The sequence below is a fragment of the Staphylococcus sp. aM genome (assembly GCF_052975125.1).
This window is the reverse complement of record NZ_CP121447.1, coordinates 1,298,637-1,311,055: the sequence shown is the minus strand read 5'-3', so window position 1 is coordinate 1,311,055 and position 12,419 is coordinate 1,298,637. Positions and strand designations below refer to the sequence as shown.

10 protein-coding genes are annotated in these 12,419 nt (G+C 32.7%); 3 read left to right on the top strand and 7 right to left on the bottom strand.

Going from position 1 to position 12,419, the window contains the following annotated elements; genetic code table 11:
• Positions 1 to 24: 24 nt before the first annotated feature.
• Positions 25 to 837 carry a pyrroline-5-carboxylate reductase gene (proC, locus tag P7F85_RS06515; RefSeq protein ID WP_002465747.1) on the top strand — a complete coding sequence of 271 codons (813 nt, stop codon included), beginning with the start codon at positions 25 to 27 and terminating at the stop codon, positions 835 to 837.
• Between the two features lie 42 nt (positions 838 to 879).
• Here the strand turns inward: proC and rnz are convergent, their stop codons facing one another.
• Positions 880 to 1,800 carry a ribonuclease Z gene (gene rnz / locus P7F85_RS06510; protein ID WP_002465732.1) on the bottom strand — a complete coding sequence of 307 codons (921 nt, stop codon included), beginning with the start codon at positions 1,798 to 1,800 and terminating at the stop codon, positions 880 to 882.
• 319 nt (positions 1,801 to 2,119) lie between these two features.
• On the opposite strand from rnz, the gene zwf reads away from it, so the two are divergent.
• Together zwf and P7F85_RS06500 are read left to right on the top strand one after the other, a co-directional pair.
• Entirely contained in the window at positions 2,120 to 3,604 is a 1,485-nt protein-coding gene (gene zwf, locus P7F85_RS06505; RefSeq protein WP_002465779.1) for a glucose-6-phosphate dehydrogenase, read from the top strand.
• 230 nt (positions 3,605 to 3,834) lie between these two features.
• The gene (locus tag P7F85_RS06500) at positions 3,835 to 4,701 is read left to right on the top strand and encodes an AraC family transcriptional regulator (protein ID WP_002465781.1); all 867 of its coding nucleotides are present in this window, start codon (positions 3,835 to 3,837) and stop codon (positions 4,699 to 4,701) included.
• Between the two features lie 67 nt (positions 4,702 to 4,768).
• Here the strand turns inward: P7F85_RS06500 and P7F85_RS06495 are convergent, their stop codons facing one another.
• The 6 genes from P7F85_RS06495 to P7F85_RS06470 all read right to left on the bottom strand — a co-directional run bounded on the left by P7F85_RS06495 (position 4,769) and on the right by P7F85_RS06470 (position 12,417).
• A complete protein-coding gene (locus P7F85_RS06495; protein WP_015364983.1) occupies positions 4,769 to 6,415 on the bottom strand; it encodes a glycoside hydrolase family 13 protein in 1,647 nt (548 codons plus the stop codon).
• 171 nt (positions 6,416 to 6,586) lie between these two features.
• The gene (gndA, locus tag P7F85_RS06490; protein WP_046464389.1) at positions 6,587 to 7,993 is read right to left on the bottom strand and encodes an NADP-dependent phosphogluconate dehydrogenase; all 1,407 of its coding nucleotides are present in this window, start codon (positions 7,991 to 7,993) and stop codon (positions 6,587 to 6,589) included.
• A gap of 78 nt (positions 7,994 to 8,071) precedes the next feature.
• Positions 8,072 to 9,196, bottom strand: a complete 1,125-nt coding sequence (locus P7F85_RS06485; RefSeq protein ID WP_002465770.1) for a M20/M25/M40 family metallo-hydrolase — start codon at positions 9,194 to 9,196, stop codon at positions 8,072 to 8,074.
• A gap of 336 nt (positions 9,197 to 9,532) precedes the next feature.
• Positions 9,533 to 10,522 carry an aromatic acid exporter family protein gene (locus tag P7F85_RS06480; protein WP_002465753.1) on the bottom strand — a complete coding sequence of 330 codons (990 nt, stop codon included), beginning with the start codon at positions 10,520 to 10,522 and terminating at the stop codon, positions 9,533 to 9,535.
• 14 nt (positions 10,523 to 10,536) lie between these two features.
• Positions 10,537 to 10,974, bottom strand: a complete 438-nt coding sequence (brxB, locus tag P7F85_RS06475) for a bacilliredoxin BrxB (protein WP_002465745.1) — start codon at positions 10,972 to 10,974, stop codon at positions 10,537 to 10,539.
• Between the two features lie 150 nt (positions 10,975 to 11,124).
• The gene (locus P7F85_RS06470) at positions 11,125 to 12,417 is read right to left on the bottom strand and encodes a dihydrolipoamide acetyltransferase family protein (protein ID WP_447158527.1); all 1,293 of its coding nucleotides are present in this window, start codon (positions 12,415 to 12,417) and stop codon (positions 11,125 to 11,127) included.
• Positions 12,418 to 12,419: the final 2 nt, after the last annotated feature.

Below are 12,419 nucleotides of genomic sequence, written 5' to 3'. Positions count from 1 at the left end.
TAAAATGAAGGTGATGTGAAGTATATGAAACTTGTATTTTATGGTGCAGGCAATATGGCACAAGCAATCTTTACAGGCATTATTAATTCTAATAATTTAGATCCTAATGATATTTATTTAACAAACAAATCGAATGAAGCGGCACTTAAAGATTTTGCCGAAAAATTAGGTGTGAATTATAGCTATGATGATGAAGCATTACTTAAGGATGCTGATTACGTATTCTTAGGCACGAAACCACATGATTTCGAAGCTTTAGCTGATAGAATTAAAGATTCAATCACTGATAGTAATCGTTTTATTTCAATTATGGCTGGTTTATCCATTGATTATATAAGAGAGCAATTAAATACTAATAATCCATTAGCTCGTATTATGCCTAATACTAATGCACAAGTAGGTCATTCTGTAACAGGTATTAGTTTCTCAAATAATTTTGGTCCTAAAGCTAAAGATGAAGTGAATGAATTGATTAATGCATTTGGTTCAGTCATTGAGGTATCAGAAGATCACTTACATCAAGTAACGGCTATTACAGGAAGCGGGCCTGCATTTTTATACCATGTATTTGAACAATATGTTAAAGCTGGTACGCAACTCGGTTTAGAAAAAGATCAAGTTGAAGAATCTATTCGTAATTTAATAATTGGAACGAGTAAGATGATTGAACGATCTGATTTAAGCATGGAACAACTAAGAAAAAATATTACATCTAAAGGCGGTACAACACAAGCTGGTTTAGATGCCCTATCTCAATATGATTTGGTTGCTGTATTTGAAGATTGTTTAAGTGCAGCAGTTAATCGAAGTGTTGAATTATCCAATACAGATGATTAAATAGTAAAACATCGCCACTGACCATAAATCAGTGGCGATGTTTTAAATTTTAAAAGAGTCAAAATCAGTAACGAAAGTAAAATCTGGTGTATCTGCTAATGCATTGAGTTCCTGATCAATATTTTCGATTTCTTCTTTAGTATAGCGATTACTCATATGTGTGATTAAGCTTTGTTTGACATTTGCTTGACGAATTAAATTGAAAACATCATCGATATGACTATGGTGATAACTATTGGCTAGCGTTTTTTCACCTTCAATATACGTGGCTTCATGTACCATAATATCAGCTTCATTCGCTATAATGTGTTCATTAGGACATGGCTTTGTGTCACCAAATATAGCGACAACAGGTCCGGACTTTGCCTCTCCTTTGAATTCATCAGATTGATAAACTTTCCCATTAAATTCAAAGGTATTATTTGTTTTTACTTCTTGATATTTAGGTCCAGGTTCCAGTCCGATTGCTTTTAGTGCATCCACATCAATAGTACCTGGTGTTGTAGGCGTTTCTATACGATAACCAAAAGATTTAATACCATGATTTAACATTTCAGCCTGTACTATAAATCCATTATGATGATAATTTAAGGATTCGTCTATCTCTATGTATGTAATTGGATAATTGAGATGTGATTCGGATAAAGTTAATGTTGTTTCAATATATTTTTGAATACCTTTAGGTCCGACGAGTGTGAGAGGTTTATTTTCTCCACCTTGAAAGGATCTACTTGTTAGTAATCCTGGAAGTCCAAAAATATGATCACCATGCATATGTGTAATAAAGATATGATCGATTTTTCCTAATTTAATCGAATGATGAAGAATTTGATGTTGTGTGCCTTCACCTACATCAAAAAGCCATATTGAATTAGAATAAGGTTCAAGATTTAATGCAATTGCTTGTGTGTTTCTCTCTTTGGTTGGTAGTCCAGCGCTAGTACCGAAAAATGTGACTTCCATGCTCACACCTCCTTCTCTTCGATTTATTTTATCATATATAATGACAATTTTTATAATAAGAAATAAAATGTATATATAACAAGAATGATTATAAGTATAAATACTAATGCTTATTAGTCATTCCTGATGTAAATTCACTATTTAGTAGCGCTATACGTAAGTCGAATAATTTGGTAATTATTGTCAATATCGATTATCATTTAAATAAATCATAGTTACGTTTTATGACTTTTTTACAAAGCATATTATATGACCATAAGTTTTCTTTATCATATAATATAACAATCATATATCTTTTTATAGAATTGAGGTTTTAATCTTGAGTACAAAACAAAAACATATACCTTGTTTAATTACAATTTTCGGAGCAACTGGTGATTTGAGTCATCGTAAATTGTTCCCTTCCATTTTTCACCTTTTTCAACAAGATAACTTAGATGAACACATAGCTATTATTGGAATTGGTCGCCGCGATATTAGTAACGATACGTTCCGTGAGCAAGTTAAAGCGTCAATCCAATCACATGTTAAGGAAACACATAAAATTGATGAATTCATGGAACATGTGTTTTATCACAAGCATGATGTAAGTGATGAAGAAAGTTATCAATCATTATTAGAGTTTAGTAATCAGTTAGATACTCAATTCGGTTTAAAAGGTAATCGTCTGTTCTATCTTGCTATGGCTCCACAATTCTTTGGTGTTATCTCAGATTATTTAAAATCATCTGGATTAACCAATACTTCAGGCTTTAAACGTCTTGTTATAGAGAAGCCATTTGGAAGTGACTTGAAATCAGCTGAATCATTAAACAACCAAATAAGACGTTCATTTAAAGAAGAAGAAATTTATCGTATCGATCACTATTTAGGTAAAGATATGGTTCAAAATATTGAAGTTTTACGTTTTGCTAATGCTATGTTCGAACCACTATGGAATAATAAATATATTTCTAATATCCAAGTAACATCTTCTGAAATTTTAGGTGTGGAAGATCGTGGTGGTTATTACGAATCTAGTGGTGCCTTAAAAGACATGGTTCAAAACCATATGTTACAAATGGTTGCCTTATTAGCAATGGAAGCCCCTATCAGTTTAAATAGTGAAGATATTAGAGCTGAAAAAGTAAAAGTATTAAAATCTTTACGTCAATTACGTCCACAAGATGTGAGAAAGAACTTTGTGCGTGGACAATATGACCGAGGTGTCATTGAAGGTCAAGAAGTAAAATCATATCGTGAAGAAGATCGAGTTGCTGAAGATTCTATCACTCCAACGTTTGTGTCTGGTAAATTAACTATTGATAATTTTAGATGGGCAGGCGTACCATTCTATATTCGAACAGGTAAACGAATGAAATCTAAAACAATTCAAGTAGTAGTTGAATTTAAAGAAGTACCTATGAACTTATACTATCAAACAGATAAATTATTGGATTCTAATTTATTAGTCATTAATATTCAACCAAATGAAGGTGTATCACTTCATTTAAATGCTAAGAAAAATATTCAAGGCATTGATACTGAACCAGTACAATTATCTTATGCGATGGGTGCACAAGATAAAATGAATACTGTCGATGCATATGAAAATCTATTATTTGATTGTCTTAAAGGTGACGCAACAAACTTTACACACTGGGAAGAATTAAAATCAACTTGGAAATTTGTTGATGCGATTCAAGAACAATGGAATATGGTAGAACCAGATTTCCCTAACTATACTTCTGGTACAAACGGCCCGTTAGAAAGTGACCTTTTATTAAGTAGAGATGGTAATCACTGGTGGGACGATATTCAATAAGAAGATGTAATAAAATGTATGATTAAATCAATCAAATAGTGAATGATTATATGGTATGTGAAATGATAGTTATATTAGCACTCATCACTGTGTTCATTATAATAGCATTGAGTACCTGTAGTCGTTCACTTTTTTTATTAAATTCATTTATTGCTATGCTTTCAGGTGTATATTAAGACAAAATAATGTAGAATAAAAGTTAATGATTGAAAATAATTGGAGTGAATATTTTGGACGTTATCAAGCAAATACAACAGGCAATTGTTTATATTGAAGACCGTCTTCTTGAGCCGTTTAATTTGCAAGAATTAAGTGATTACGTTGGTCTCTCTCCCTTTCACCTTGAACAATCATTTAAAATGATTGTAGGTCTATCACCAGAGGCGTACGCAAGAGCTAGAAAGCTAACACTAGCTGCTATCGACGTCAAACATAGTGCGAGTCGTTTGGTAGACGTAGCTAAAAAGTATAGATATGCAAATTCAAATGATTTTGCAAATGATTTTAGTGATTTTCACGGCGTTTCACCAATACAAGCGTCAACTAAAAAAGATGAACTTAAAATGCAAGAGCGCATATACATTAAATTGACAACAACAGAGAGAGCACCTTATCCTTATCGACTAGAAGAAACAGATGATATTTCTTTAGTTGGGTATGCACGCTATATCGATGCAAAGAATTTGTCAAACCCTTTTAATGTTCCTGACTTTTTAGAAGATTTGCTATTAGATGGTCATTTAAAAGAGTTACGACGTTATAATGATATAAGTCCATTCGAATTATTTGTTATAAGTTGTCCTTTAGATTCTGGGTTAGAAATTTTCGTAGGTGTACCGAGTGAGCGTTATCCAGCTCATTTAGAAAGTAGATTTCTACCTGGCAGACACTATGCTAAGTTTAATTTACAAGGGGAAATTGATTATACGGTAAATGAGGCTTGGTATTATATCGAAACAAGTCTACAGTTGACGTTACCATATGAAAGAAATAGTTTATACGTAGAAGTGTATCCTTTAGAGATTTCATTTGATGATCCTTTTACTAAAATTCAATTATGGTTACCTGTTGAGCAAGAACATTATAATAATGAATAATAGACATAAAAAATCATGTCTACAGAATGACATTGCGTCATATTTGTAGACATGATTTTTAGTTGTATTAAAGTTTTAATACAAAGGCTTCATAAGGCTCAATTTGATTTAGATTAATATCTTTATCATAATTGTGAAGTAATGTTTCTGTATGTTTTACATCGATATCAATATTTAATTGACTCACTTTATCAGTTAAATTACCCACGATGAGTACCTTATCATTGTTAAGTGTTCTTGAATAAGCAAATATATTTGGATTATCAGCATCCACTAAATCAAATTGACCGTAAGTGTAAATATCAGCCGATTTTTTCAATTGAATGAGTGATTTGTAAAAATTTAATACAGAATGCTCATCTTCTTGTTGATCAGCTACGTTAATTTCTTTATAGTTAGGATTTACTGGGAACCATGGCTTTCCACCTGTAAAGCCTGCGTTTTCCTCATTATTCCACTGCATTGGCGTACGAGAATTGTCTCTATTTTCCATTTTATATTTATCCAATAATTGATTAACGTCGCCACCTTGTTCTTTAACGATTTGATATTCATTTTTAACTGCTACATCGTTAAATGTTTCTATACTATCAAATGGATAATTAGTCATTCCTATTTCCTGTCCTTGATAAATAAATGGTGTACCTTGTTGAAGGAAATACACAACTGCATGACTTGTAGCTGATTCATACCAGTAATCGGTATCATTTCCCCATGTTGATACACGCCTTGGTTGGTCATGATTTTCAATAAATAGTGCGTTCCAGCCAACGCCTTCTAAGCGTTTTTGCCAACGGTTTAGTACATTTTTATATGCACTGACATCAAATTGAGAATCTCCCGTACTCCACAGTCCTAAATGTTCGAATTGGAAAATCATATTAAATTTACCATTTTTCTCTCCGACCCATTCATCAGCATCGTCTGGTGTTACGCCATTTGCTTCACCCACAGTCATAATGTCGTAGTTAGATAATGATTGATCTTTCATTTCTTGTAACCAATCTTGGATACCAGGTTGATTCATATCGACGTCAAATGCCGGTGCATATGTTTTCCCATTTGGTACGGGTAAATCACCTGCTTCAAATGTTTTCTTAATATGCGTAATAGCATCAACTCTGAATCCATCTATCCCTTTATCAAACCACCAATTCATCATGTCGAATACTGCTTTTCTTACCTCTTTATTATTCCAATTTAAATCTGGTTGTTTTTTACTAAACAAATGGAAATAATATTGATCCGTATTGGCATCATATTCCCATGTTGAACCATTAAAAATACTTTCCCAGTTATTAGGTTCCGAACCATCAGGTTTTGGATCTTTCCAAATGTACCAGTTACGTTTAGGATTATCTTTACTTGATTTTGATTCAATAAACCAAGGATGTTCATCAGATGTATGATTTACAACTAAATCTAGTATTAATTTCATTCCTCGTTGATGTACACCCTCTAATAATCGATCGAAGTCATCCATTGTACCAAATTCATCCATAATTGCCTGATAATCACTAATATCATAGCCATTGTCATCATTAGGCGATTTGTACATTGGGCTTAACCAGATTACATCTATACCTAAATCTTTTAAGTAATCTAACTTGTCTATAACACCAGGTAAATCCCCTATACCATCGTCATTGCTATCATTAAAACTTCTTGGGTAAACTTGATATGCAACTGCTTCTTTCCACCAATTTTTAGTCATCATATGTACACCTCTAATATATTGTTTATAAATGAAACCGGTTTCTTTATTAATTATTTTATCGATAATATAAGCGATGGTCAAAATTTTTGATGTAAAACTTAGGTAAATTAACTTAAAAAAACGCCTTACACTTTCGTGTAAGACGTTATAAATCAAAACATTGTATGATTAATCTTCAACCCATTGTGTGTGGAATACACCTTCACGGTCTTTTCGTTCATAAGTATGTGCACCAAAATAGTCACGTTGTGCTTGGATAAGATTAGCAGGTAAATCTTCAGAACGATAACTATCATAGTAGTTCACACTTGCAGAGAATCCTGGTGTTGGTACACCATTTTTAACGCCTGTTGCTACGACGTCTCTTAATGCATCTTGGTAATCTGTAACAATATTTTTGAAGTATGGATCTAATAATAAGTTTTCAAGTTCTGGATTATTATCGTAAGCATCTTTAATTTTTTGTAAGAATTGTGCACGAATGATACAACCTTCACGCCAAATCATTGCAAGCTCACCTAATTTTAAGTTCCATTCGTGATCTTCGCTCGCTTTTCTCATTTGCGCAAAGCCTTGAGCGTAAGAACAAATCTTACTCATATATAATGCTTTTCTGATTTTTTCTAAGAATTCTTCTTTATTACCATCAAATGAAGCTTGTGGTCCATTTAATGATTTAGACGCGTTAACACGTTCTTCTTTAATGGATGAAATGAAACGAGCAAATACTGATTCAGTGATAATTGTTAATGGAATTCCTAATTCTAATGCATTAATAGAAGTCCACTTACCTGTACCTTTTTGACCAGCAGTATCTAATATTTTTTCTACTAAAGGTTCATTATTTTCATCTAATTTAGTGAAAATATCACCAGTAATTTCTATTAAGTAACTTTCGAGTTCTCCAGCATTCCAATCTTTGAATGTTTGAGAAATTTCAGTATGACTCATACCTAATAAGTCTTTCATCATTGCATAACTTTCAGCGATTAATTGCATATCTGCATATTCAATACCGTTATGAACCATTTTCACATAATGACCTGCACCATTTGGGCCAATGTATGTTACGCAAGATGCGCCATCTTGCGCTTTAGCTGCAATGGCATCTAAGATATCACTGACTTTATTATAAGCGGCTTCTTGACCACCAGGCATTAATGAAGGACCAGTTAAAGCGCCTACTTCACCACCTGATACACCCATACCAATGAAATTAACGCCACTTTCAGCTAATGCTTTATTTCGACGAATTGTATCTTGATACTTTGTATTACCACCATCAATTAAAATATCATCATCATCTAATAAAGGTAATAAACCATCTATTGTTGCATCGGTAGCAGGACCAGCTTTAACCATTAATAAAATTTTACGGGGTTTTTCTAATGAATTAACAAATTCTTCTAAAGAATATGTTGGGTGGATGCTTTTACCTTTTGATTCTTCCACCATTTCATCCGTTTTTTGTCTAGAACGATTATAAACAGATACACTATAACCACGTGATTCAATATTCCATGCAAGGTTTTTACCCATTACGGCTAAACCTACTACACCTATTTGTTGTGTCATATTACTTACCTCTCTTATTCGAATATTTCATTCATATTGTATCACAAATTGTGTACATACTTCACTAAATTGGCCGTGCTAATCTGCAACGAGTTCAATAATTTTTAGTACTTGGCTAGTTAACATATTAAGATCTTTAACGGCAATTCTTTCACTTGTAGTGTGAATATTTTCATAACCAACCCCTAAAATAACGGATGGAATACCATACGTATTAATGATACTACCATCTGAACCGCCGCCAGAGATTACTGTATTACCTTTTAGCCCTAAAGTAACAGCACTTTCTTTAGCTATTTTAGTTACCAGTTCATCATCATTAACCTTAAATCCAGGATAACTTTTCTCTATTTCTACGTGAGCTTGACCACCTGAATCTTTAGCAGTTTGTTCAAAGGTATCTTTCATGTGTTGTACTTGCTTTTCAATACTTTGATCATTATGTGAGCGTGCCTCTGCTTCGATAATTACTTCATCAGCTACAATATTTGTTGCTGAACCACCATGAAATTTACCTATATTTGCAGTAGTTAAATCATCGATCTGACCTAGATGCATTTTACTAATCGCTTTAGCGGCTATATTAATAGCACTAATACCTTCATCTGGTGTACTTGCATGCGCAGTCTTCCCGTTAATTGTTGTATTAATCTTCATTTGTGTTGGGGCGCCGACAACAGTAGTACCGACGTCAACACTGGCATCAATAGCATATCCAAAGTCAGCATCTAATAAAGATGTATCCAGAGCTTGAGCACCTAATAGACCTGATTCCTCACCTACTGTAATTACAAATTGAATTTGTCCATGGGATAAGTGTTGTTCATTTATAGTAGTAATTGCTTCAATAATAGCTGCTAAACCTGCTTTATCATCAGAACCTAGAATGGTAGTTCCATCTGAGTATATGTAGCCATCTTCTGCAACATGGGGCTTGATATCAAGACCAGGAACTACAGTATCCATATGACTTGTAAAATATAATTTAGGTACATCTTTATTTGAAATATTACTTGGCATCGTGCAAACAAGATTGTTAGCACCTAAACCATCTGTTTGACTTGCCTGGTCTTCCTCAACTTTTAACCCGAGTGCTTCAAATTTTTGTTTTAAAATGGGTTGAATTTTCTCTTCATTACCAGTTTCTGAATTGATTTTTACTAATTCTAAAAATGTATCTAAGAGACGTTCTTTATTCATCATTGTCATTCCCCCTTAATCCTATAACTACAGTTTAACTGAATTCTGAATATATCAAAAATAAATTGATTGCAATTCAGAATTAAATCATATAATGTTAATCTATACCTAGATTTTGTATTATGAATTAAGTCTTAAATACGTTTTATGCAATTGGAGGAACTTCATATGACGAATAAAGTATTACGTGTAATTATAGTAGTGATGTTAGTAGCGGTAGTATTAGCCCTACTACTTACTAGTTTAGTCCCAATGTTGAACTAATCTTTTAAAATATTTAAAAAGCCAGAGACATCTATGATTGATGTCTCTGGCTTTTGTATATGGAAATTTATATTTTTAAGCATAATTTTTAATTTCACTATGCAATTTTAATGAGCCAAATTGAGATTTAATATTTAAATACTCTTCTAATTCGTTAAGTAATTGAATAATATTAGCACGCGAATTTAAAGCTTGATGTGAAGTCGGCAATGGTAATTCATCTAAAGATAATCTTATTTCATACAATGAATGTAAACGTAAAGCAGTATAGTCATTGCTATTAACATTACTACCTATTTCAGAGAGTAATTGTGAAATTCGGTCTAAAATTGGATCTTTAGTTTGTATATTTTCAATTAAAAATTTCATTCTTTTTAATAAATCTAGTTGCTCTTCGCGCATATCAAAATAATGATAATATGAATTCTCATTTCTTACAAAGTGATTCTTAACATCTCTAAATGCTAATGATTTGGCTTTTCTAATATTTAATGCAAGCGGTTCAAAAGTAATATTGAGTTCATGGTTATCGTGTTTACATGCATTTTCAAAAGCTATAAAAACATCAGTAATTTGATGTTCTATCTCATTCTTAAAATGTTTTAACGTTTTGTCTAAACTTGGCATGATTAAATTCATTATAAAGGCAATGCCGAGTCCAACAATTAACAACATTATTTCATTAAGAATCAGATGTCCATTGATTGTTTTAGCATTGAAAACATGTAGTAATATAACACAGCTTGTAATAACACCTTCTTGCGCATTTAATACAACTGTTAATGGAATAAACAATAATACAATTAAACCTAATACGACGGCATGTTGTCCTAGTATTGAAAATATTGCTGACCCTAAAAATAGGATTAATAAGCATGATACTAAGCGAGAAACAATTGCCGTTAGTGAATGCATTTTAGTATGTTTAATACAAAGTACAACAAGTATTGCACTTGAAGCATAGTTATCGAGGCCCAAAAGCTTACAAATTATAACACCTAATGTCATTCCTACTGCTGTCTTGAGTGTTCTAAATCCAATCTTATACGGATTTAACTTGAGCATCTGACTAGGACCTCTTATCTTTCTTCACAATATTGATCGAACAAGTTTTGTAATTGATTAATCACATTCATGACATCATGACCTTCTATTTGATGACGTTCAATCATCTCTGTGATCTTACCATCTTTAATCAATGCGAATGAAGGACTTGAAGGTGCATAACCTTCAAAATAATCTCTAGCTTGTTGTGTAGCTTCTTTGTCTTGTCCAGCAAATACAGTTACTAATCGATCTGGTAATCTATCATAATGTAGTGCATGTGCAGCTGCTGGACGTGCAATACCACCTGCACAACCACACACAGAGTTAACCATAACAAGTGTTGTACCATCTTGTTTTAATACTTTATCAACTTCATCAGCTGTTGTTAGTTGCTCATAGCCAGCTTCTTCAATTTCGTTTCTTGCTTGGTCCACGACCCCGTTCATATATAAATCAAAGTTTAAATCCATAAATTAGAATCACCTTTCGTTATTAATTTAACTGTCTTTATTTTACTAATTAAACTTCGATACTTCAACATGCATGATTATTGGAAATTAAAATAGACATAAATACTTTCGTAAATGAGAAAGTACTTATGTCTACGAATAAAATAGTGACTAATATATATTAGTGTTTTCTACTGTGTATTGTTCTACGCGTTGTTTAATATGATTCATAAATTGGCCAGTTTGTAAACCATCTAAGATACGGTGGTCGATGGATATGCAAAGATTAACCATACTTCTAATTGCTATCATATCATCGATGACCACAGGTTTTTTAACGACAGATTCAACTTGTAAAATAGCTGCTTGTGGATGGTTGATAATACCCATTGAGGATACAGAACCAAATGAACCTGTATTATTAACAGTAAATGTGCCACCTTGCATATCTTCTTGAGTTAATTGATTATTTCTTGCTTTTTGAGCTAGTTCATTAATCTCTCGAGCGATACCCTTAATTGATTTTTCATCAGCATGTTTAATGACTGGTACATATAATTTATTTTCATGTGCAACTGCAATGGAAATATTGATATCTTTATGAATGACAATTTCATTGCCATTCCAACTACTATTTAACATAGGGTAAGCTTTTAATGCTTCTGCGACTGCTTTGACAAAGAAAGCAAAGAATGTAAGATTGTAGCCTTCATTCTTTTTAAAACTATTTTTATGATAGTTTCTAGTTTTAACTAAATTAGTAGCATCTGCCTCAATCATCATCCAACCATGTGGTATTTCAGTTGCGCTTGTTACCATGTTATTAGCAATCGCTTTACGAACACCATTAACAGGTATTGTACTTTGATCACCGTCCCATTGTTGTGAATCGTTTGCTTCTGTTGTAACTTTTGGTTGTGCGTTAACTGATGATTGTGACGTGTTAGTTTGTGTTGAATGTGAATCTGTTGAATTGATATACGCTAAGATATCTTTTTTGGTAACTCTACCTTCAAATCCAGTTCCTGGTACTTGTGATAAATCAATTTGATTTTCAGACGCCAATTTAAATACTACAGGTGAAAAGCGACCATTATTTTTAGGTTGATTATCATTATGATGTTGAGCAGTATGATGTTGTTTTGTTGCTGTCTCATCTGCTACGTTTTGCGATTGAGAGTGTGACTCATTTTGTTTATCCTCATTTGAGGATGTATTTGCATTACTCTCATCAGGTGATTCAATTTTACAAATGACTGTATTGATTTCTACAGTTTCCCCTTCACTTACAGTTAATTCTGTTATCGTACCTGAAACTGTAGATGGTACTTCTGCTGTTACTTTATCAGTAATTACTTCACAAAGTGGATCATATTCATCGACATGGTCACCAACAGATACGAGCCATTGCTCAATTGTACCCTCATGAACACTCTCGCCTAATTTTGGCATTTTAATATCCATTG